We start from the raw sequence: 23,698 nt of genomic DNA, 5'->3' as shown, positions 1-23,698 counted from the left end.
AGTTCTTAGGGAGTTCTATCCAGCTATGCTGGGTAAAGAAACAAAGAAACTGATATTTATGAGATAGTATAGAAAGAGATTAGGACAGATTAGGATATTCAAAGATTATAAAGTTAACATATGTTCCTATTGTTGGGCTAATTTTTTAAGTGAGAAAAACAGTATCTTTCCCGATGGTAAGTGCTATAAAGATATTTTTAAAAGACAATTGTCTATTAATGTATAAGGATTCTACTCTAATAAGTTAAATTATAAATGTATACGCCATTGGTTGGTCTAATTGTAAGTATTATCACCATAGCTTCTGCTATAATCTTCATTTACTATGTTTTTAGAAATTCGCTTATTTTAAGTGCGGTAAGTACTCAATATCTTTTAATTATCGGGACTCTTATTATAACTTTTGTAGAAATTATTTATTCAACAATAATTTTTGTAAGTTATAGTGCATTTAATTTAAAGCTTCTCTATCTTGTTTTATTCCTCCTGTTTGTAGTTGGAGTAAGTATTCTTTTATTAAGTAATATTGTTTCGGTGCTAACCATTGCAAAAAACTACAGGATTCCTCTGTTAAAACTTCTGAGAATAATCCCCCATAAGATATACCGTTCATTTAGTATGTTAGTACTTTTATTAGCCGTATTGCTTTTCTGGGCAATAATTTTATCTATTATTTCCGAAGCTGCCTGGAGCATAGTGATACAGCTTGCTATTATGGTTGCCTTTATAAATTTTGCGATAGGAGAAAGAAAACTTTTTATGAGTATGAAACTAAAAGTAATAGCACTGGAACATATCGGGTGGAAAATGCTTTTCAAAGATGATGTGCTGGCTGTTAATAGTTATGTCGTTATGCTCAATATGTTTCTGACGGTAGTGCGAACCGCAACAGGGGATAAAATCTTAAGAAATACGCTGGTAGAATATTTTGAAAATAATCCTATGTTTTTTGAAAACTGTAAAATAAGAGATGATTTAACAATAGATGTATCAGCGATTGCTTTAAATATCAATAAATTATACGGGAAAGATAAAATAAAAATAATTTGTAATTTATTTTCCTTACTTATTTCGAAAATTATAACATTATATGGAACGGTAACTTCCCCAACTTATGCTACGGAGGTTTTTGAAAAAACTTTTGCAATAATAAAAAACAAAATTAAAGATACTCCTATATTTTTTGATATTATTCAAAGTTTTCCCGATGGAATTCTTAAATATGAAAAATTAACTATTTTAAATAAAGAAGAATTAGAAATTAGAGTAAGAAGTAGAACAATAGAATTAGAAAGAGAAAAAACTTTTTCGGAAAATATTATAGCAACTATACCTGATTTACTTGTCATTCTTGACAAGAACTTAAAAATAATTAGCAATAATCAAACTTTCTATGCTCTATTTCATGGGAATTATCGAGAAATAAAAGGGCGTTTTATTACGGATGTTTTATTAAAAAAAGTGAATAGAACCGGAACTCTTAGAAATAATTTAACGGAAATTATAAAAACGGGAAAGATGCTGGACAATCTTGAAATAATTTATAAAACAGGAAAATCCGATGCGAAAATATTTGAAATTGTAGGAAAGGTAATATCTTTAGAAGAAAAAGGGAAAATACTTGTTATTTTTAAAGATGTTACGGAGAAAAAAAGAATAGAACAACAGAAATTTCAAACAGAAAAAATCAAGATATTGGAACAATTGGCTCCATGGCTGGCACATCAACTTAAAAACCCATTAGCAATAATACTGGGACATACTCAGTTAATATCCAGAAACGATAAAATAGCAAAAATAGACGATAAAAACATCTCTAATAGTTTGTTAATTATAGGAGAACAAATTAACCGTGCATCTAATTTAGTAACGGGACTTCTGAACCTTACTACAAGATCAAATATTAAATTTAACAAACTAAACATTCATTTGATATTAGATAAAATAATAACTTTGCATCAGTATTTATTAAAGAAACAGGGGATTATTATAAAAAGAAATTATTTTAAATTAAGTTCATTGGAAATAGAAGGAGATGAAAACCAACTCAGCGAAGTGTTTACCGTTATCTTAAATAATTCAATTGAAAGTATGTCTAAGAATGGACAGATTGAAATCTCTACAGGTATAAAAGATAATAAGTCACAGATTGAAGTGAAAATTAAAGATACCGGGTCGGGAATAGAAAAAAAGTATCTTGACAAAATATTCAATCCCTTTTTTACTACTAAAAATACCGGGACGGGTTTAGGGTTATTTTTTTCGAAGATAATAATTAATAATCATAGGGGAGATATCAAAATAAGCAGCAAGAAAGGGAAAGGAACAGAGGTCATAATAAGACTTCCCGTAAGCCATTTATGAGTAAAAATATTTTAATCGTTGATGATGAAGAAGGAATGTGTTCCTTTGTTAAACAATGCTTGGAACAAGCCGGCTTTAATGCGGATTACGTTCTTAATGGGAAAGATGCGCTAAGCAGGTATAATAAGTATGACCTCATAATACTTGATATAAGAATGCCGGGAATGGACGGGATAGAGGTGTTAAGTAAAATAAAGCAGAAGAACAGCAAATTACCGGTTATTATTATGAGCGCTTTTGGGGATTATCAACAGGCTTTCGAACTTTTGAATAAAGGTGCCGATGACTATCTCCAAAAACCTTTCAATATAGAAGATATGTTATTTAGGGTTGCTAAAACATTGGAAATATACAAACTCCAGAAAGAAATAGAAAGTTACAGGGTCCAGGCTCGTAAAAGTATGGCGAGTATTGTTTATAAAGGTTCTAAAATGGACAGAATTTTAGAAATAGTGGATAAAGTTGCAAAAGAAACTGTTCCGGTATTAATATCCGGGGAAAGCGGAACCGGGAAAGAATTGATTGCTAGAGCCGTGCATTATAATACGTATAATCCTCGTAAAGAAAAACCATTCTGGATTGTAAATTGCAGTGCTTTACCCGAAACGCTTTTGGATGACGAATTATTTGGACATATCAAAGGGGCATTTACGGGAGCAAATGTTGATAAATATGGACTTTTTGAAGTTGCAGACGGTGGAACAATTTTTCTTGATGAAATAGCTGATGCTTCTCCTTCAACCCAGGGAAAACTATTACGAGTTGTGGAGACCGGGGAATTTAGAAAACTTGGGGAAACAAGAGTTCGTAATGCAGACGTAAGAATAATAGTAGCAACAAATAAACCCCTTTCAGGAGAAGTCGCGGAAGGAAAATTCAGACAGGATTTATATCAAAGATTGAAAGTCGTGGAAATCAATATTCCACCGTTGAGAGAGCGAATCGAGGATATTCCGGAACTAATAAACTTCTTCTTAAATGTATTTAATCAGGAATTCAAAAAAAATATTAAACTTGCCGAAGAAGTTGTAGGAGAACTAAAAAAATACTCATGGCCCGGTAATGTTCGCGAACTTAAACATACAATTCAAAAATTAATATTATTGTCCGAAACAAAAGTAGTGACATTAGAAAGTTTACACAAGATTTTTTCTGATTATGGCATCAATTCTTCGGAATTTATTAGCGAAGGGAATAATAAAATAGATTATCCGTCCCAGGGGCGTACAGGTAAAGATAAATCTTCTCCTAAAGATAAAACCTTTACTGAGTTAAAAACTAATTTTATTAAAGATTTTGAGCGAGCTTTTTTTATAGATTTAGTCAAGAAATCCAATGGTAACATATCAAAAGCAGCACAGAGTGTTAAAATGAACAGAAGATACTTAACGGAAAAGCTTAAAGAATACGGTATAGAAGCAACGAAATATAAAAAATAAATACTATCCCCTAACATAATTAAACACGAAATTCAACCCACATAATTGAGTGCTAACGCACTCACTACTTAAACTTAGCTTAAAACACTTGATTTATATTGTTTTATCTCCATTTTGTGAGTGCCGCAGCACTCAAATTTTCTGATAATTAATTTTCCGCATTTATTTCGTAATAGCAATCATGAACGGGCTTTTGCTGAAATTTAATTTTTTGGCACAAAACTTGCTTAATACTATAAGTAATTATGAACATAAAGAACAGTATTTTAATAATTGATGATGACAAAGATGTGTGTTTTATGTTGAAACAGATATTTAATCTTAATGATTATGAAGTGGATACGGCTATGACAGGGGGGGAAGCTATTAAAAAGGTCCGGGATAGATTTTTTAACGTAATTTTACTGGATATTAAATTGCCGGATATAGAAGGGACAAAATTAGTCCCTTTGCTTAAAAAGATACATCCGACTATGAAGATAATTATAGTTAGCGGATTTTCTTATCTAAACATTTCTATGAAAATTTTAGACAAATGGGCATTGAGTTATGTTGTTAAGCCTTTTGACATAGATGAACTACTTTTTAAGATTAGCGAAGCAATTGAAAAACAATGTCTAATAATTGATGATAGAAAAATGCCGGAGAAAACATTGGTTGGATGTAAGCAAACAGGAGGGTATCAAAAAAATGAATAAAACGGTTTTTTCTAAAATATCTAAAATAGCAAAACAGTTTGATTCTAAAGAGAATAGAATTCAAAGGCAAAATGGGCAATATTCCTATAAAACCTCTAATTTTACAGAGATTTCTAAGCTAAAGAAAAGACCCGCCCACAGTGTTTTAATAGTGGATGATAATATAGAGATGTGCCTTATGTTTAAGTATTTTTTATATAAAAAAGGTTTTGGGGTAGATACCGCCGGAACAGGACAGGATGCTTTAAAAAAATTGCGGAATAGATTCTTTAATATAGTTTTGCTGGCGGGAATGGAAAGAATAGAATTAGTGCCGTATTTTAAAGAAATGTATCCCGATATAGGAGTAATTATAATTGCGGACTGTCTGGAAACAATAAATGCAATCAATTTATTAAATAATGAAGCGTCTTATTATTTAACAAAACCTGTTAATCTTGGTAAAATTGCAGATAAAGTTAAAGAGATTATCCAAAAACAAAGATTGGCGGTAATCAGAAATAAACTATTAGAAATTGGTCCATTGGATTTAATTAGTTTAGAAAGAAATTACAAAGAAAAAAATAGAGCGTACGTATAAAACACAGAAGTCTGAAAACTCAAGGGAAGTAGCGTCTATTTACTCTTTCAACCGTTATCTTAATAGTTATAAATATTTCTCATTAAAATATAATTTTGACTCAGGAGGAAAAGATGGGAAAAAACATTGTTTTATTTTTTGTTCTTTTTACTGTAATTGTCCCTAACTGTTTTGGTCAATATATGGGCTGGACCAGTTATACCCATGGTGGACAATACGTCGCAGCTGTTGCTGATAATGGTAATGAATTATGGATTGGCACTAGTGGCGGTGGACTCATAAAAATGAACAAAACTACCGCGGTAATGACATTTTATAACGTCTCAAATTCCGGATTGCCTGATAATAATGTCAATGTTCTTGCAATAGCTGGGAATAATATCTGGGTTGGCACTAATGGTGGTCTTGCGAAGTTTGACGGAACTAACTGGATTGTGTATGATATTGGTTTACCGTATAACTATATCCGGGCTCTTGCAATAGAAGGTAGTAATATCTGGATTGGTGCGGATGGTTATAACCTTGGTCTTGTGAAATTTGATGGTACCAACTGGACTGTCTATAATACCTCCAATTCCGGGCTGCCTTCTAATTGTATCAATGCTCTTGCAACAGAAGGTAGTAATATATGGGTTGGGGGGTATAACGCTGGTCTTGCAAAGTTTGACGGCACCAACTGGACTGTCTATAACATCTCGAATTCCGGGTTGCCCTCTAATTATGTCAATACTCTTGCAATAGAAGGGAATAATAAATGGATTGGCACTGATGCTGGTCTTGCGAAATTTGATGATATTAAATGGACAATATATAATACCTTAAATTCCGGGTTACTTTCTAACGATATTTTTGTTATTACAATAGAAGGTATGAATAAATGGATTGGGACTTATTGTGGTCTTGTAAAGTTTAACGATAATAACTGGACAATTTATGATACTTTAAATTCTGGATTGCCAAATAACGATGTTAACGCTCTTATAGTAGAAGGAAATAATAAATGGGTTGGTACTCGTAATGGCCTTGCGAAATTTGACGATATAAACTGGACTATTTTCCCAACCTCAAATTCTGGGTTGCCTACCAATGATATCTTTACTCTTGTAATAGAAGGGACGACTGGCGATAAATGGATTGGGACCGGCAATGGTTTAGCAAAGCTTGACGGCACTAATTGGACTGTCTATAATACCTTAAATTCCGGGTTGCCTTGTGACATTGTCTCTGCTTTTGTAATAGAAGGGAGTAACAAATGGATTGGTACTTTGTGGGGAGGTCTTGCGAAGTTTGATGGTACTAACTGGACTGTATTCAATGAATCAAATTCCGGGTTGCCTACTAATGACATCGTTGCTCTTGCAATAGAAGGAAATAAAAAATGGATTGGAACTTTAGGTGGCGGGCTTGTGAAATTTGACGGCACTAACTGGACTGTGTATAACACTTCAAATTCAGAATTGCCCGATAACATTGTCCGTGCTTTTGCAATAGAAGTAAGTGATATCTGGATTGGTACTTTTGGAGGTCTTGCGAAGTTTGATGGTACTAACTGGATTGTGTATGACACTTCAAATTCAGAATTGCCCGATAACATTGTTACTGCACTTGCAATAGAAGAGGGAAATCTTTGGATTGGTACTTTGTGGGGAGGTCTTGCGAAGTTTGATGGTGATAACTGGACTGTATATGATACTTTAAATTCCGGTTTGCCGTCTAATGGTATCTCTAACCTTGTAGTAGAGGAGGGCAATAAATGGATTGGGACTTTGGGGGGAGGACTTGCGAAGTTTGATGGGAATAACTGGACAGTTTACGACACTTCAAATTCCGGGTTGCCGAATAACTTTATCATTGGTCTTACAATAAAAGACAATAGTATATGGGTCGGAACTTTGGGCGGTGGACTTGCAGTATATAATAATGTAGGGATAGAAGAAAAATCATCACCGCCAGGGCGGGATGTCGCTACGCTCCAAATATCAAAAAACCCATTTATTAAATCAACGGTTATCAGTTATCAGATTCTGGCAAAGAGTAAAATCTCATTAAAAATGTATGATTTATCGGGGAGATGCGTAAAGACTTTAATGAATGGAGAAAAGGAAACGGGAAGTTATAGTGTTAATCTGGATGCAAAAGAATTAAAAACAGGGGTATATTTTGTAAGACTTACGGCAGATAAGTATAAACTAACTAAGAAATTAATTTTGATGAAATAAAAGAAAACAAGATGAGGAAAAAATTAAATATAATAATAGGAATACTGTTTATGACGTTAGCGGTTCAATCTGCATTGGCACAGGTGGAAATAACGGACAGTATAATGCTTAAGCCAACAATTGGTGTTGGGAAAACCCCTGTGGCAGTTGATGTAGATACTATAAGAAATAAAATATACGTGGTGAATCAAAATAGCAATAACGTTTCGGTAATAGATGGGAATGCCGACACACTTGTAGCTTCAATAGCAGTCGGGGATACACCTGTAGATATATGTGTAAATAGCGTGACCGATAAAATATATGTGGTAAATAAAGGAAGTAACAATATTTCAGTAATAGATGGCTCAACCGGTAAAGTTGTAGATACGATAACCGTAGATACAATGGCATTTTATTATGAAAATGGGCATATAGGCGTAAATACAGCAACGAATAAAATATATTTATCCAATGGGCAAAAAGGTAAAATATCTGTAATAGACGGTTTTACTAATACCGTTGTGGATACCATAGTGATTGGAAATTATACGAGAGGACTTTGTATTAATTCACTAACAAATAAAGTATATGTAGCAGGTAATGGCAAAATCTCAATAATAGATGGCATCAGCGATACTGTTATGGATACAATCCCGATTTCTGTATCTGACATATGTTTGAATCCTATAACAAATAAAATATATGCAATAGATAGTTATAGTCTTTTTGTAGTAAATGAGAACGCTGACACACTTATAAAAACAATCTGTGTTTTTGAATATATTGAAGCTATATGTGTAAATCCTTCAACGAATAAAGTATATATAGTAAGTAACGGTTATCAGAAAAATATTGCAGTAATAGATGGAGCCAGTGATTCACTAATAAAAACAGTAGAAACGGGTTTAGGCCCTTCTGATATATGTGTAAATCCCGTAACGGATAAAATATATACGGTAAACGGCGATATCCTAGTATTATCGGGGGCAAGTGATGAAATTATAGCAACAGTCAGATACAATGAATGCCCTTCCGGTATATGTGTAAACCCGTCAACGAATAAAATATACGTGGGGAACTCTGTAAGTAATGATGTTAAAGTAATAGACGGGACAAACAATACGATCATTTCTACGACAGATGTCGGGTATTATTTTTCCGACATATGTGTAGATTCTTCTACAAATAAAATATATGCAGCATTAAGCGGATTCTTAGGCGGATCCCCAAAAAATAAAAATGGTGCCGGAAGTTCTGCGAATATTTCAGTAATAGACGGAGTAATGATACGGTTATAAATAGAATATATACCGGATATATTGGTGGACTTCCTTTCTCTATATGTGTAAATCCGACAACAAATAGAATATATGTTGGAACTATTATAGGTTTTTTCGGCGGCACGCGTATCATCCATATTCCTGTGATAGATGGGGGAAAAGACTCAATTATAGATACAATAAATATAAATAAATATGGCGGTTTTATGAATTTTGGGGGAATTGGAGCTATTTGCGGGAACGAAACTACGAATAAAATATATGTATGTGAAATGTATGTAGGTAATAACAATATTTTAGTAATAGATGGAGCAACAAATGAGATTGTAGATACACTAGTTGCCAGCGGGAGTATTTGTGTAAATACAATAACAAACAAAATATATGCAGGGGGGACAAATATATCAATAATAAACGGAATAAATGATTCCATTATAGCCGTAGTGCCTACCGGAAATTATATTACCGGGATATGCGTTAATCCTACAATAAATAGGATATATGCGGTAAGTCAGTACGATAGCACCCTTTCGGTAATAGATGGAATAGGGGATTCGCTGATACAGAAAATATCCTTAGGGAGGAAACCGACCAGGATTGCAGTCAATCCGCAAACAAACATAATATACGTAAGTTGCAGTGATGCCGGGGAAGTGTTGGTATTGAAGGATAATACAGGGGTGGAAGAAAAATCATCACCGCCAGGGCGGGATGTCGCTACGCTCCAAATATCAAAAAACCCGTTTATTAAGTCAACGGTTATAAGTTATTCCATTCCTGCCACAAGCAAAGTTTCATTAGCTCTTTACGATGTTTCCGGGCGTTGCGCGAAGACATTAGTTAACGGGGAGAAAGAAGCGGGAAGGTATACCATTAATCTGAACGCAAAAGATTTAAAAACAGGAGTATATTTTGTAAGACTTACAGCCGGACATTATAAAGAAATAAAGAAACTAATACTTATGAGATAATGTATAATATTGGATAGTATCTAAGACAAGTTAAAAAAATTAAATCCGCAAGATTGATTAGGGTGGTTATTTAAGAAGTTTATTTTTTTACCGCTTTGAATGTATGCATCCCTTATAAAGATACAAAATAATATATTCAATACAAGAAAAGTAAAAAAATTTGACAAATTCAATAAACTATATATGTTCCGTAATATTGCCCTCGTAGCTCAACTGGATAGAGCAACGGATTTCTAAACAGATTTGACCATTTTCGTAACCCCCAGTAAATTCAACTGAATCCCGTGATAACCCTAATGAAATCCCCCTTTTTTTTATGATTTTATTTTGATGGATTTTGATCAATTTTGACCACTTTTTGGAAGAAATCCGGAAGAAATTTTTATCGCTCAATTTTCTCGAAAAATACAGGAGAGATTTTCACAAATCTTTACCCCAATATGGCACAGGATTTTTACCCCAATTTTTTGATTTCCCCAAGGAATGAAAAAAGTTGGCATTAAAGATTGACAAAGATAGGTTTTGAGAATATTTAAGTATAAAGATACTTGTTGATGAAATAAATAGGAGGAAAGATGAAAAAAGTATTTGGATTTTTTGGGATGGTTGTAGGATTAGGAATTTTTACAGCACCCGAAATCGTAAATGCCCAGACCTTAGAAACCACGATTTATCTACCTGAGAGCAATTCAGCAATAGTAAGACCAACTGCTTTATTTAATTATGTCAATAATAAATTATATATTGGTGGGGGAAACAATAATAGGATAGTTGTAATTGACGGCTCAACTAATATGTTATTACCCGTGATAGACATTCCCGGGGGAACTACTCCCTATACGTATTATTCCCTGCCTATGTTTTTGAATCCAACAGGAAATAAGCTATATTGCAGTAGGTATGGTTATTCTACTGCTTTTACTAATGTTATAGATTGCGCAACCAATACCCTAAAAAAGACCATTCCGTATTATGGCGAGTTTTATGCATTTAACTCTACTAACAATAAAATTTATGCCAATGGATCTGACACTGTCTTTATATTAGATGGAGTAGGAGATACGCTAATCAAGAAAATGGCTCTTCCTTTTAGTACCGGTCTGACATGGAATCCCGTAAGCAACAGAGTATATTGTAATACCCGTTCAAGCGCACAGAATATGAGAATAATTGATGGCGTAGGGGATACGGTATTCGGTACTTTACCTGTAATTTATAATAATGGCATTGTTTGTAATAATATTGATAACAAGGCATATTGCCCCTCCTCAAACTGTCTCTATGTGATAGATGGTGTTACTGATGTAATTACTGATAGTATTGTAACCGGGGGATGCTTAATAACATGGAATCCTAAGACTGATAAGATATATGCATCCAGAAACAACGACAACGGTATCCTTATAATTGACTGCAAAGGAGATACGATAATTGATAGTCTCCCAACAAGCTCACATCCGTATATATGGCTGTGCGATACAATAGAAAATCAAATATATTTTAATGTCGCGGAAACAACTTTTGTGCTTGACAGCAAGACTGATGTAATCGCATCCCAATTCCATTTCAATGTGGGATATGTTCCTGTAAAATGGAACCCGGTGGAGAACAAGTATTATAGATTCTATGTTGGACATAGTAGTTACAATCCCAACTCAGACAATGTCAAAATAATGGATGGCTTTGGAGATACGCTTATTACGGATAAATTGTTGGGAGTATGGCCGTCTGCTCTTTTATGGCACAGTAAAAACAATAAAGTATATTGTTTAAGCGCTCCCGATTCTACTTATATAGATGGTCATATAGCGGTAATAGATGGAGCAACAAACTTGCCAATCAAAGCCCTGAAGATAAAAGGATTCGCTACTGCTTTTGTCTGGAATTCTACGAATGATAAAATATATATTGGACATGATAGATATGGAGGGATTGAAGTATTGGATTGCGCTACCGATTCTATTGTTGATACGATTTCAACCGGTCTCGGTGCGATTTATGCAATGGTATGGGATTCTGTTTATAATAAAATATATTGCGGCAACTATTATAATTTGGTTGTAATAGACGGTGCAAGCAATACTATTACAAAAAATATGGCGGTGGGAAGCGGAATTATGGCATGGAACCCGGTAAGTAGTAAACTATATTGTTCCGGTTATGGCAGTATTAAGATAATAGACTTGCCGGCAGATACCATTATGGGTAGTCTTGATTTCTGGAACGGTGACATTGCGGTAAATACTTCTAATAATAAAGTATATTGTTCTGCGTATGATTCCCTGGTAGTTATAGACGGTAAGGGAGACACAGTTATTACGACTTTGCATAATCCTTATGGGAATGGGAAACTGGCTTACAATTCAACGAATAATAAAATATACTATGCGATTAATGATACGACAATGATAATAGATTGCGCGGGAGATACGGTAATTAAAACTATACCCGTTGGCATTTCTTATAATAATGGTTATGATTATTGTTGTGGTAGTATTTTCTGGGACTCAAAAAACAATTCCGCATATCTTACTAACAGTGACAGTGAAGTTACTGTGATAGACGGCAAACTTGATAAAGTGTTAACTTCCCTAAAAGTAGGAACATCCCCCTGCGCATTTGCATTGAATCAGACAAACAATAGAATATATGTAGCGAATTATCATAGTAGTAATTTGACTGTAATAAGCGGGATAATTGGAATAGAAGAAAATGCGCCACAGCCAGGATGGAATGTCGCTACGCTCCAAATAACTAAGAATCCGTTTATTAAATCCACACTTATTAGCTATCAGATTCCGCTTAAAGGTAAAGTGTCATTAAAGCTTTATGACATTTCCGGTAGTTGTGTGAAAACTTTAATAAATGAAGAAAAAACTGCTGGAACTTATAATATTACTCTGAACGCGAAAGAATTAAAGACGGGAGTATACTTTGTGAGACTAACAGTTGGCGGGAATAAAGAAACGAAGAAATTGATATTGATGAAATAATATTATAAACTAAATAAAAGAGGAGAAATTATGAGAAAATTAAATGTCCTTATAGTATTTGCAATTACAATTCTGAGTCAATGTGTATGGGCGAAGTTATCAGTAGTTGACAGTATATTGTTAAGTCCTCAAGCAGGAAATGGGTTAAATCCATGTGCAGTAGCCGTAAATCCGACAACAAACAAAATTTACGTAGCAAATCAGAGTAGTAATAATGTTTCAATAATTGACGGGACAACTAATTCACTCATTACTACCACAACCGTTGGACCTTCTTATCCGGCTGGTATATGTGTAAATTCCACAACAAATAAGATTTATGTAACGAGTGGTGGAAATAATGTTTCCGTAATTGATGGCGCAAGTAACTTAGTTATAGATACCATAACTGTCGGGAATTCTCCTGGGGGAATATGCGTAAACCCAACAACAAATAAAATTTATGTGGCAAATTATAATAGCAATAATATTTCAGTAATTGATGGAGCAACTGATTCAGTTGTAGATTCTATAATTGGATTTGGATATGGGCCTTTTGCTATATCTGTAAACCCAACAACAAATAAAATTTATGTGGCAAATTATCAGGGAAATAATGTTTCCGTAATTGATGGAACAACTGATTCAATCGTTGCTATAATCCCCGTAGGATATTATCCTGCAGGTATATGTGCAAATCCAACGACAAATAAAATTTATGTAGCAAATAGTTATTATCTTGGCGCAAGTGTTTCCGTAATTGATGGAACAACTGATACGGTTACGGCTACAAAAGCCGTAATGGGTAGACCCGATGGTATCTGTGTAAATCCAATGACAAACAAAATCTATGTAGTAAATAGTAGTAATAAGTATACTGTAGTAATTGACGGGACAAACGACGCAATTGTGGCTACGATAGTTGTTGGATCTTCTCCCAGCAGTGTATGTGTAAATCCAACCACAAATAAAATCTATGTAGCGAACGGCTGGAGCAACAACGTTTCAGTAATTGACGGGAATAATAATTCAGTTATTGCCACGGTAACTGTTGGAGCCGGGTCTTGTCCTTATGGCATAAGCGTAAACCCAACCACAAATAAAATCTATGTGGCAAATTGGAACAGTCATAATGTTTCAGTAATTGACGGAACGAATAATTCAATGGTTGCCGTTGTCCCCATTAACTGGTCTTATCCCGGTGAGATATGTGTAAATCCAACAACAAATAAAATTTATGTGGCAGATTGCAATGGTGGTTATGGTACTTCAGTAATTGATGGCTCAAATGATTCGGTGATTGCCACAACAACTAAAGGGGACACCCATGATGGGATATGTGTAAACCATTTGACAAACAGGGTCTATGCGACTACTAGTAATTACGTTTCAGTGATTGATGGGACAAATGATACAGTTATGGCTAATGTAGGAACCGGGACTGGGCTTTATGCTATATGTGTAAACCCAACAACAAATAGAGTTTATGCAACAAGTGACTGGAATAATAATGTTGTGGTAATTGATGGGGCAACTAATTCAGTTGTTGATACCATATCTGTTGTATCTTGTTCTCGGGGAATATGTGTAAACCCTATGACAAACATGGTCTATGCGACAAACTGGGATAGTAGTAGTGTTTCAGTAATTGATGGAGCAACTAATTTGGTAATTGACACAGTAATTGTTGGATCTCATCCTCGGGGAATATCTGTAAACCCTGTGACAAATAAAATCTATGTAGTAAGTCTATGGACTAATATGGTTTCAGTAATTAATGGCTCAAATAATTCGGTAATACAAACAGTGCCTGTGGGAAGTATCCCGTTTTCTATTGCAGTTAACCCGCAAGATAGCCTGATATATGTAAGTTGCTATGCTACAGAGAGGGTTTGGGTGCTTAAGGAGGATGGAATAGGAGTAGAAGAAAACTCCAATCCAAAAGCCCAAATTCAAAATGCAAAATTACAACTCTCCCAAAACCCATTTGTTAAATCAACATTTATCAAATATCAAATACCCGCCACAAGTAAAGTTTCGTTAACCCTTTATGATATTTCCGGCAGTTGTGTGAAAACATTAGTGAATGAAGAGAAACCTGCAGGCTCTTATAATATAACTTTAAACGCAAAAGAACTAAAAACAGAAATATATTTTGTGAGACTGACGGCAGGTAACTTTAAGGAGACAAAGAAGTTGGTTTTGATGAAGTAAGGGAAGGCAAAATGAATAAAAAATCTGTTTATCTTAGCGTTTCAGGAATTCTTATTTTCCTGATTTCAATTATCGCTATAAACATAACCGTCATACTTTCCGTACGAATTATATGGGCGATAGGATGTCTTATAGGGACGATACTTTTTTTCTTTAGTAATCGCTGGTATAAAAATCCTATTTTATGGTTAAGATTAGCATTTGATACTATGTGTTTTTTAACAGTCCTCCCTACTATAAATATTTTTGGATGGCTTGCTTTTAATCAAACTTTACCAAAACATATTTATTATCCGAACATATCGGGAACAAAGGATATTATTGTTACGGTAGTAATAATATGTCTATTCCTTAGTATGGAAATAGGAAGAAAAATAGAGAAAAAACCGCAAAAATGAAACATCTATAAATTAGAAAGAGAATATATAATATGAAATTTTTTATAAGTATTTTATTAGGGAGTATTGTTTTTTTATCCCCAATATATCCTTTGGAACTACATAATCTAGAACTTTTACTTGAGATATCAGACCCGGATACCACATTGGGAGGATTCGGGGAAAGACTTTCTTCAGGGGATATCAATGGAGATGGGATTAAGGATATTGTTGTAGGAAGACATTCAAATATTCCAGGTAAACATGGACTTGTATTTGTATTTTATGGAGGCAACACAATAGATAGCATACCGGATGTAACTCTTGTAGGCGATATATTTCGTGGATATGGTCTTTTTATAGGCGTTGGGGACGTAAACGGAGACGGATATGATGATATAATCACAACCGCAGGAGAAGGTTGTAATGTATATTTTGGAGGCAATCCAATGGATTCGCTACCTGATTTAAGTATGGAAGCAGGACTTTATGCAGGAGCAGGAGATTTAAATGGCGATGGTTATGATGATTGGATAATTGGTCAATATCAAGCCAATGGCAATGCTGGTTTAGTAAGAATATATTTTGGAAGTCTTGTCCCTGATAGTGTACCAGATATAATTTTAAACGGAGAGCCTGCAAGTAATTTTGGGGCATATCTTGAAAGCGGGTATAACGTTAATAATGACGGTTATGATGATTTGTTTGTCAGTGCAATGGCATACAGTGATACAGTAGCAACGTGGAGAGGCAAAACTTATATTTATTATGGCGGTAATCCGATGGATACTATTCCAGATGTAGAAATGATAGGTCCTCCAAGGACTCAAGATTTTTTTGGAGACGTCATTGCATTAGTGCCGGACTTGAATAACGATGGTTTTGATGAAGCAGTTGTAGGAGAACCTCTTAATGCAGTGCGTGATACTGTCTTTGTTTACTGGGGTGGTAATCCAATGGATAGTACAATAGATATGGTTTTTGCAGATTCAGGACTTTATTTTGGGAATGCAGTTTGCGGGTCAAGAAAAATCCATCCTGCCGGGGGAAAAGCTCTGATTGTAGGAGCTCCCATGTACCCCGCTTACTTACCAAGAGGTAGAGCTTTACGTATATATGATGGGTTCTCTAATGGATACGATCTATGATGCTTTAGCAGTAGGTGCAGACACGCAAGGAATAGGAGGTGCTGTTACAGCTGTGGATATAAATGGAGATGGTACGGATGAAATCATATTTTCCAATTTTTTTGCAGATAATACTCCTCATAAAGTGTGGATTTGCAAATACACGGGACCGGGAGTAGAAGAGAAATCAAACATTAAAAATCAATCCGCCTCAGGCGGAGCAAAATTAGAGATACTTCAAACCCCCTTTATTAATTCAACAATGATGAAGTATTTCATACCCATTAGAACTCGAGTGATATTAAGCGTTTACGATATTTCAGGCAGTTGTGTAAAAACATTAATAAATGGAGAAAAACCCGCGGGCACTTATACCACACCCCTAAATGCAAAAGAACTAAAAACAGGTATATATTTTGTGAGACTGACAGCCGGCACAGTTGAAGCTACAAGGAAGATTACAGTTATAAGATAAAAACAAGGAGGAGAGATTATGAATAAAAATTTAGGAGTTTGGGTTTTGATGGGAATGGCTTTAATTATAGCCAATACCGTAAACGCAGGATGGACAAAAACTTATGGCGGGAATAAAGATGACGGTGGCAATTCAGTTCAACAAACTACCGACACCGGTTATATAGTTGCAGGAGGAACATGGTCATACGGTACAAGTGGCCCGGATGTTTACCTTATAAAGACAAACCCATCGGGAGATACCTCATGGAAACGGATTTATGGTGGAAATAATGGAGATTACGGACGATCAGTTAAGCAGACTAATGATGGCGGTTATATAGTTGGGGGATGGACATACTCATATGGTGCAGGAGCAGGAGATGTTTATCTTGTAAAAACAAATTCATCGGGTGATACTATGTGGACAAAAACATATGGTGGGACCGGTAATGACGGAGGCTACGCAGTCCGGCAAACAAAAGACAGTGGTTATATAATTTCAGGGATGACAGGCTCTTACGGTGCAGGCGCTCCAATATATACCAATGTTTATCTCGTAAAAACAAACTCAATGGGAGATACTTTATGGACAAGGGCTTATGGCGGGACTAACAACGATTGGGGTTATGCAGTTCAGCAGACTAATGACGGAGGTTATATAGTTTCGGGATATACAAACTCCTACGGTGCAAGCGGTTCTAATGTCTACCTTATAAAAACGGATTCAAGCGGGGATACCATATGGACAAGAGTTTATGGGGGAACGAGCACCGATGGAAGTTTTTCAGTCCAACAAACGACGGATAACGGTTATATAGTTGCAGGTATAACAAGCTCTTACGGTGTAGGGACTCCAACTTGTTTTAATGTCTATATTATAAAAATAAATTCAACAGGAGATAGTTTATGGACAAGAACTTATGGCGGAACCGGCACTGAATATGGAAATTCAATTCAACAGACCAGCGATAACGGATATATAATAGCGGGCGAGACCGGTTCTTATGGGGCAGGCGGTTATGATGTATGGCTTATAAAGATTAATTCAACGGGAGATACATTATGGACACGAACTTTTGGTGGAACTGATGAAGATTGTGCTAATGCAGTTCAACAAACTGCGGATAAAGGTTATATAGTTGCAGGATATACGTACTCTTTCGGTACAGGCACACCGGATTCTGCAAATGTATATCTTATAAAGACTGACTCATTAGGTTATGTCGGGATAGAAGAAGGAAGTAAAGAGTTAAGAGTAAAAAGTTTAGAGTTTAAAATTATAAAGAATAAGATTTATTTGGATGTTCCGAAAACAATAAACGCGGATGTGAAAATTTACGATTTATGTGGCAGATTAAAAAATACTGTCTACCAAGGCACATTAACTAAAGGCAATTATACGTTTGCACCTAATATAAAAATTAATGGCATCTATTTTGTAAATGTTCACATAGAAAATTATAACATAGCAAAGAAATTAATCTTGATACAATAAAGTTGATTTTGATAAAGTAGGAGAATTTATGAAAAAACTAAATATATTAATAGTATTTGTAATTACAATACTGAGTCAATGTGTATGGGCAAAGTTGTCAGTGGTTGACAGCATATTGTTGGGACCGAAATCAGGGAATGGAGTAAATCCGGTTGCAACAACTGTAAATACGACAACAAATAAGATTTATGTAGCAAATTCCAGAAGCAATAATGTTTCCGTAATTGATGGAACAAATAATTCAGTAATTGCTACAATACCCGTTGGGTCTATTCCTTCTGGCATATGTGTAAATCCAATAACAAATAGAATCTATGTGACAAATAACTATAGTCATACTGTTTCAATAATAGATGGGGCAAATGATTCAGTGATTGCTACAATACCCATTGGGTCTCATCCCCGGGGTATATGTGTAAATCCAAGCACAAATAGAATCTATGTGGCAAATGCGGCTAGCGGTACTGTCGTAGCAATAGATGGGGCAAATGATTCAGTGATTGCTACAGTATCTGTCGGGTCCCAACCTTATGGTATATGTGTAAACCCGAGCACAAACAAAATTTATGTGGCAAATAATAATAGCAAAAATGTTTCGGTAATAGATGGAACAAATAATTCAGTGGTCGCTACAGTAAAAGTTGATTCTTTGCCTTGTTGTATATGTGTAAATCCGAGCATAAATAGAATCTATGTGGCAAATTCAGGTAAGGCTACTGTTTCAATAATTAACGGGGCAAATAATTCAGTGCTCGTTACAGTATCTATTTTTCAGTCTTATTCTATGGGAATATGTGTAAATCCAACAACAAGTCAGATTTATGTAACAAATTATGGGAACGATATTGTTTCAATAATTGATGGAGTAACTAATTCACTGTTTAATGTATTAGCTGTCGGATCATGTCCTATAAGCGTATGTGCAAACCCGACTACAAATAAAATCTATGTAGCAAATTGTGGTAGTAATACTATTTCACGAATAGATGGGACAACTAATTCAGTGGTTGGTGTAATAGTTACCAAGTTTTCCCCTTCAGATATATGTTTAAATCCGAGCACAAACAAGATATATGTACCAAATCAGCCTAGTAATAATGTTTCAGTAATAGATGGGGCAAATGATTCAGCGCTTGCTAGAGTATCTGTTTGGACTCGGCCATGGGGTATATGTGTAAATCCGAGTACAAATAAAATCTATGTCGCAAATAATTATAGCGGTAATGTTTCAGTAATTAACGGGACAAGTAATTTAGTGGTTGCTACGGTAACGGTCAAGGATGGACCTGAAGGTATATGTGTAAATCCGACTACAAACAAAATCTATGTCGCAAATAATTATAGTCATAATGTTTCAGTAATTGATGGGACGAATAATTCAGTAGTCACTACAGTACCTATCTATTCTTATTGCTGTGCTATATGTGTAAATCCAAGCACAAACAAAATTTATGTGGCAAATTCTAACGATAGTACTGTTTCAGTAATTAACGGGGCAAGTAATTTCGTGGTTGCTAAGGTAATCGTCGGCTCTTCTCCTAATGATATCTGTGTAAATCCGGCAACAAATAAAATCTATGTGGTAAATAAAAATAGTAACTACATTTCAGTAATTGATGGAACAAATGATTCAGTGGTTGGGGCAGTAACCGTCGGGCTTCATTATTGGGGGATATGTGTAAATCCAATAACAAATAAAATTTATGTAGCAGGTGCGGATAGTAATAATGTTTCTGTAATTGATGGAACAAATAATTCATTAATACAAACAGTTCCTGTGGGTACGGGAAAAGGATTGAGATGTATTGCAGTTAATACACAAGATACTTTGATGTATGTAAGCTGTTATGATGCAGGTGGAGTTTGGGTGCTTAAGGATGATGGGTTAGGAATAGAAGAAAACTCACCACCGCCAGGACAGGGTGTCGCTTCCCTCCAGATCCTAAAAAATCCGTTCATTAAATCAACAGTTATCAAGTATCAAATACCTGCCACAAGTAAGGTTTCGTTAACTCTTTTCGACATTTCCGGCAGTTGTGTGAAGACACTCATAAATGAAGAAAAACCTGCAGGCGCTTATACCACAACCCTGAACGCAAAAGAACTAAAGACAGGAATTTATTTTGTGAGACTGACAACAGGCACGTATAAAGAAACGAAGAAACTAATCTTAATGAAATAGGGAGAAAAAACATGAAAAAATATTTGATTTTATTTTCTGTCTTTTTTGTTGCCGCAATCTCCTCTAATTCCTTTGCCCAATATCCTAATTGGATTAATTATACAAACGGGCAACGTGTGGAAGCTTTAGCTGACAATGGGAATGAATTATGGATAGGAACAGGAGGAGGATTAGTAAAATTGGATAAAACTACGGATTCTATGACTTTTTATAACAAGGCTAACTCGGGCTTGCCTGAAAATGTTGTTACAGCTATTGCTGTAGATAAGAACGGGAACAAGTGGATTGGAACATTCGTTGGAGGATTAGCAAAATTTGATGGGACAAATTGGACTGTATATAATACATCAAACTCTGGTCTGCCTCATGATTGCATAGATGCTGTTGCTATAGACAATAGTGAAAATATCTGGGTAGCCACGTGGGCAGGTTTAGTAAAGTTTGATGGCACAAATTGGACACTGTATGATACTTCTACTGGTTTGCCTTATAATCCGGGTAGCTTCATTGCAATAGATGATAGCAACAATATATGGACTGCATGCGGTGGCTTAACAACTGGAGGTTTAGTAAAATTTGATGGAACAACATGGGTAGTATATGACACTTCTAATTCTGAGTTGCCAGACAATTCTATTCAAACTCTTATCATAGACAAAAATGGAAATAAATATATTGGAACATATAAAGGAGGCCTAGCAAAATTTGATGGGACGAACTGGACAGTATACGATACTTCTAATTCTGATTTACCTTATAATTTTGTTGGTGCTCTCGCAGTAGATGATGATAACAATATATGGGTTGGAACACAAGAAGCTGGATTAGCAAAATTTGATGGAACTAATTGGACAGTGTATGATACTTCTAACTCTGGTTTGCCAGATAACAGTGTTAGGACTATCGCAATAGATAGTGGTAACATATGGATTGGAGCCCGTGGGTTAACAAAATTTGATGGAGTTAACTGGAAAACGTATGATTATTCCAATTCCGGGTTGCCTTATGATGGGGTATCCAGTCTTGCAATAGATAAAAATGGTAATATATGGGTAGGCACTGTTAATAGGGGAGTAACAATTTATACTGGGAATGAAGGCATAGAAGAAAATTCCGTTTCTTCCATAACGAGACAAAAAGCAAAATTGGAAGTAGGAAGAAATCCATTCTTAAAATCAACAATTCTTAGCTATTTCATACCTACCAAGACAAATGTTTCCTTAACTCTCTATGACCTTTCAGGTAGAACAGTAAAAATCCTTGTAAATGAGGAAAAAGAAGCAGGAAGTTATAATCTAAACCTGAATGCAAAAGATTTACCTTCAGGTATTTACTTTGCTACTCTCGCTACCGGTAAATATAAAGCAACCCAAAAACTTGTATTGATGAAGTAAAAAGAATTATGAAAAAAATATTTTCCGGCATATTTATAGGGACTGTATTATCAACTTCAAATCTTATGGCAAAGTTACCTGATTTCAATTTAATATATGAAGGATATTTACCCGAACCAATATCTTATAACATTGAGCATGTATCTTATACAATGGAACTGAAGTCGGCTAATTTACTTGGCAACCGGCAAGAATTTATTGTAATAAAAGATACTAGTATTTTTAAAATTCTGCAGTTTGTTAAAAAAGAGTGGAAAACCTTTTACGAAATTACACTTAATGATAGCAACTCGGCAAAAAATACTAAATGGACAACTGGCGATTTAAATAATGATGGCAAAGATGAAATAATACTATTCAAAGAACAATCTATGATAAGATATGAATGGAATGGAAAAGAATTTGAAAAAACAGTAAATGAGTTGCCTTATTTAGTTGGCGATGCCTTAATTGGTGATGTCAATAATGATAACTTTAAGGAACTTGTAGTATTTGGAGAAAAAAATAGGGGACATAAATATTATCTTTGTATTATAAAAGCAGAAAAAGATTCTTTACACTTTCTATGGACAGACAATGGGGAGCTTGGATATGTTAATTATAATACATCTGATAAATTGGTTTGTATTGCCAATGTGGAAAATATTCACCGAAAACAGTTAGTAATAGCTAAAGAACAATCTGATGTGAGTCCAACAACATACAATTTATTAATGTGGAACAAAAACAAGTTAGAACTAACGAAGTCTTTTATTGTCGCGGAAGGGAATATAATAACTAAAGGACACACTGAAGAACCCCCTTTCTTGCTTGGACATTTCAAACCCATTTATATCAAAGGAAAAGAATGTTTTTTGGGATGTGTAGAATGCGCTCCTGATAGTTTACATCCTTATAGTTACTTTCAAACAGTAATTTTTGAAATGAAAAATAACTTCAGGATATTGAAAGCATTGGAATCAAACTGCTGCGCTTGCGCTAATTTTGAAACATCAGTGATAAATTTAGATGGAAAAGGGGAAGGAGTAATGACATTGAATTCAGGGCAGGAGGACAAATTTGATGATAAAACAGTGCCTTTGACAAACACGGATGAGAAAGTCAAAAAAGGACATCGGGCGCGTAAACAGGGAGAGAAAGAACCGGATTATAAAACCAAATATTTATTTTATAGATAAATAATATGCATTTTATAACATTAGTTACATCTGAACGGGAAAAAGGAAAATCAAAGTTACTAAAAGTAGATACAGAGAAGATGTCTGATAATTCCAAGCTGGTAAATATATCAAGTCCTTCTCAGCTATGTTACAGTCTCTTTGATGGAAGTCCGATTCTAAAAATTCTATTGATTGCTTTGGTTTTTTGTAACCCTTTATTCGCAGATGATGCGCTGCTTTTTGAATCGGCACATAACGTATATCCTATAAATAGTAAAAATATTGTTATGCAAGCAGAAACAGTAAACATAAAAGTAGCCCCCCCCTCAGATTCAACAAAAATATACGGTTGGGCTAAGAAAAAAATTCTCGTTGATTGTATCTTTAAGTTCGTAAATACAGGAGAAGCAGTCAAAGATGCTTTATTGGGATTCCCGGGAGTTGATGAAACTCAGCATTCCTTTTACGATTCTAATCTTAACGATTTCAATGTTTGGATTGATAATAAACCCGTTCCGGTTAATATAAAAGAAGAAACAAAAAGAGGCGAAAATGAAATGACCGGGGAAAAAGACGTAGAGTTCCCGGTAAGAAAATGGTACACGTGGAAAGTAGATTTCGCAAAAGGCGAAACAAAAACAATAAGAAATACATACTGGGGTTACCCTTCAATGTGGAGTGCCGGTACGCATCATGTTATAAGTTATATATTAGAAACAGGCGCAGGCTGGAAAGGTCCAATAGGAAAAGCAAATATAACAATTGATTTAAATAAGTGTTACAAAAAA

At 34.9% G+C, this 23,698-nt stretch carries 18 protein-coding genes; all 18 read left to right on the top strand.

From position 1 onward, the window contains the following. Window positions 1-255 precede the first annotated feature (255 nt). The gene (locus WC614_00090) at window positions 256-2,364 is read left to right on the top strand and encodes an ATP-binding protein (protein MFA5031394.1); all 2,109 of its coding nucleotides are present in this window, start codon (window positions 256-258) and stop codon (window positions 2,362-2,364) included. Beyond that, entirely contained in the window at window positions 2,361-3,803 is a 1,443-nt protein-coding gene (locus WC614_00085; GenBank protein ID MFA5031393.1) for a sigma-54 dependent transcriptional regulator, read from the top strand. The genes WC614_00090 and WC614_00085 overlap by 4 nt, the downstream gene beginning before the upstream one ends. 245 nt (window positions 3,804-4,048) lie before the next feature. Continuing rightward, window positions 4,049-4,501, top strand: coding sequence for a response regulator (locus tag WC614_00080; GenBank protein ID MFA5031392.1), 453 nt, complete (start codon window positions 4,049-4,051; stop codon window positions 4,499-4,501). After that, window positions 4,494-5,081, top strand: coding sequence for a response regulator (locus tag WC614_00075; protein MFA5031391.1), 588 nt, complete (start codon window positions 4,494-4,496; stop codon window positions 5,079-5,081). The genes WC614_00080 and WC614_00075 overlap by 8 nt, the downstream gene beginning before the upstream one ends. A 113-nt stretch (window positions 5,082-5,194) precedes the next feature. Beyond that, window positions 5,195-7,300 carry a T9SS type A sorting domain-containing protein gene (locus WC614_00070; GenBank protein ID MFA5031390.1) on the top strand — a complete coding sequence of 702 codons (2,106 nt, stop codon included), beginning with the start codon at window positions 5,195-5,197 and terminating at the stop codon, window positions 7,298-7,300. Between the two features lie 11 nt (window positions 7,301-7,311). Continuing rightward, window positions 7,312-8,580 (top strand): YncE family protein, encoded by a 1,269-nt coding sequence (locus WC614_00065; GenBank protein ID MFA5031389.1) that lies wholly within the window; start codon window positions 7,312-7,314, stop codon window positions 8,578-8,580. 125 nt (window positions 8,581-8,705) lie between these two features. Next, window positions 8,706-9,533 (top strand): T9SS type A sorting domain-containing protein, encoded by an 828-nt coding sequence (locus WC614_00060; protein ID MFA5031388.1) that lies wholly within the window; start codon window positions 8,706-8,708, stop codon window positions 9,531-9,533. A 99-nt stretch (window positions 9,534-9,632) separates the two neighbouring features. After that, window positions 9,633-9,770 carry a hypothetical protein gene (locus WC614_00055; protein ID MFA5031387.1) on the top strand — a complete coding sequence of 46 codons (138 nt, stop codon included), beginning with the start codon at window positions 9,633-9,635 and terminating at the stop codon, window positions 9,768-9,770. A gap of 338 nt (window positions 9,771-10,108) precedes the next feature. Beyond that, on the top strand, window positions 10,109-12,526 hold the full coding sequence (locus WC614_00050; GenBank protein ID MFA5031386.1) for a T9SS type A sorting domain-containing protein: 2,418 nt from the start codon (window positions 10,109-10,111) through the stop codon (window positions 12,524-12,526). 30 nt (window positions 12,527-12,556) lie between these two features. After that, window positions 12,557-14,719 carry a T9SS type A sorting domain-containing protein gene (locus WC614_00045; GenBank protein ID MFA5031385.1) on the top strand — a complete coding sequence of 721 codons (2,163 nt, stop codon included), beginning with the start codon at window positions 12,557-12,559 and terminating at the stop codon, window positions 14,717-14,719. Between the two features lie 11 nt (window positions 14,720-14,730). Beyond that, the gene (locus WC614_00040; GenBank protein ID MFA5031384.1) at window positions 14,731-15,117 is read left to right on the top strand and encodes a hypothetical protein; all 387 of its coding nucleotides are present in this window, start codon (window positions 14,731-14,733) and stop codon (window positions 15,115-15,117) included. A 32-nt stretch (window positions 15,118-15,149) separates the two neighbouring features. Further along, on the top strand, window positions 15,150-16,244 hold the full coding sequence (locus WC614_00035) for an FG-GAP and VCBS repeat-containing protein (protein MFA5031383.1): 1,095 nt from the start codon (window positions 15,150-15,152) through the stop codon (window positions 16,242-16,244). After that, window positions 16,228-16,698 carry a T9SS type A sorting domain-containing protein gene (locus WC614_00030; GenBank protein ID MFA5031382.1) on the top strand — a complete coding sequence of 157 codons (471 nt, stop codon included), beginning with the start codon at window positions 16,228-16,230 and terminating at the stop codon, window positions 16,696-16,698. The genes WC614_00035 and WC614_00030 overlap by 17 nt, the downstream gene beginning before the upstream one ends. Before the next feature lie 18 nt (window positions 16,699-16,716). After that, entirely contained in the window at window positions 16,717-18,174 is a 1,458-nt protein-coding gene (locus WC614_00025; GenBank protein ID MFA5031381.1) for a T9SS type A sorting domain-containing protein, read from the top strand. A gap of 28 nt (window positions 18,175-18,202) precedes the next feature. Then, complete coding sequence (locus tag WC614_00020; protein ID MFA5031380.1) at window positions 18,203-20,356, top strand: T9SS type A sorting domain-containing protein; 2,154 nt, start codon at window positions 18,203-18,205, stop codon at window positions 20,354-20,356. A gap of 11 nt (window positions 20,357-20,367) precedes the next feature. Continuing rightward, window positions 20,368-21,750, top strand: a complete 1,383-nt coding sequence (locus tag WC614_00015; protein MFA5031379.1) for a two-component regulator propeller domain-containing protein — start codon at window positions 20,368-20,370, stop codon at window positions 21,748-21,750. An 8-nt stretch (window positions 21,751-21,758) separates the two neighbouring features. Beyond that, entirely contained in the window at window positions 21,759-22,928 is a 1,170-nt protein-coding gene (locus WC614_00010; protein ID MFA5031378.1) for a VCBS repeat-containing protein, read from the top strand. 5 nt (window positions 22,929-22,933) lie between these two features. Continuing rightward, the coding region (locus WC614_00005; protein MFA5031377.1) for a DUF4424 family protein at window positions 22,934-23,698 on the top strand (765 nt) is incomplete at its 3' end.

The sequence above is a fragment of the bacterium genome (genome assembly GCA_041649255.1).
In the GTDB taxonomy this organism is placed as follows: domain Bacteria; phylum Hydrothermota; class UBA3073; order JACQXS01; family JAQTXJ01; genus JAQTXJ01.
The sequence above is the reverse complement of the archived record's forward strand: the minus strand, read 5'-3'. Positions and strand labels throughout refer to the sequence as shown.

What these genes read in the sequence shown, in the direction of transcription:
- WC614_00090 (MFA5031394.1), top strand. Translation starts at nt 256, where the DNA reads ATGTATACGCCATTGGTTGGTCTAATTGTAAGTATTATCACCATAGCT.
- WC614_00085 (MFA5031393.1), top strand. Translation starts at nt 2,361, where the DNA reads ATGAGTAAAAATATTTTAATCGTTGATGATGAAGAAGGAATGTGTTCC.
- WC614_00080 (MFA5031392.1), top strand. Translation starts at nt 4,049, where the DNA reads ATGAACATAAAGAACAGTATTTTAATAATTGATGATGACAAAGATGTG.
- WC614_00075 (MFA5031391.1), top strand. Translation starts at nt 4,494, where the DNA reads ATGAATAAAACGGTTTTTTCTAAAATATCTAAAATAGCAAAACAGTTT.
- WC614_00070 (MFA5031390.1), top strand. Translation starts at nt 5,195, where the DNA reads ATGGGAAAAAACATTGTTTTATTTTTTGTTCTTTTTACTGTAATTGTC.
- WC614_00065 (MFA5031389.1), top strand. Translation starts at nt 7,312, where the DNA reads ATGAGGAAAAAATTAAATATAATAATAGGAATACTGTTTATGACGTTA.
- WC614_00055 (MFA5031387.1), top strand. Translation starts at nt 9,633, where the DNA reads ATGTATGCATCCCTTATAAAGATACAAAATAATATATTCAATACAAGA.
- WC614_00050 (MFA5031386.1), top strand. Translation starts at nt 10,109, where the DNA reads ATGAAAAAAGTATTTGGATTTTTTGGGATGGTTGTAGGATTAGGAATT.
- WC614_00045 (MFA5031385.1), top strand. Translation starts at nt 12,557, where the DNA reads ATGAGAAAATTAAATGTCCTTATAGTATTTGCAATTACAATTCTGAGT.
- WC614_00040 (MFA5031384.1), top strand. Translation starts at nt 14,731, where the DNA reads ATGAATAAAAAATCTGTTTATCTTAGCGTTTCAGGAATTCTTATTTTC.
- WC614_00035 (MFA5031383.1), top strand. Translation starts at nt 15,150, where the DNA reads ATGAAATTTTTTATAAGTATTTTATTAGGGAGTATTGTTTTTTTATCC.
- WC614_00030 (MFA5031382.1), top strand. Translation starts at nt 16,228, where the DNA reads ATGGATACGATCTATGATGCTTTAGCAGTAGGTGCAGACACGCAAGGA.
- WC614_00025 (MFA5031381.1), top strand. Translation starts at nt 16,717, where the DNA reads ATGAATAAAAATTTAGGAGTTTGGGTTTTGATGGGAATGGCTTTAATT.
- WC614_00020 (MFA5031380.1), top strand. Translation starts at nt 18,203, where the DNA reads ATGAAAAAACTAAATATATTAATAGTATTTGTAATTACAATACTGAGT.
- WC614_00015 (MFA5031379.1), top strand. Translation starts at nt 20,368, where the DNA reads ATGAAAAAATATTTGATTTTATTTTCTGTCTTTTTTGTTGCCGCAATC.
- WC614_00010 (MFA5031378.1), top strand. Translation starts at nt 21,759, where the DNA reads ATGAAAAAAATATTTTCCGGCATATTTATAGGGACTGTATTATCAACT.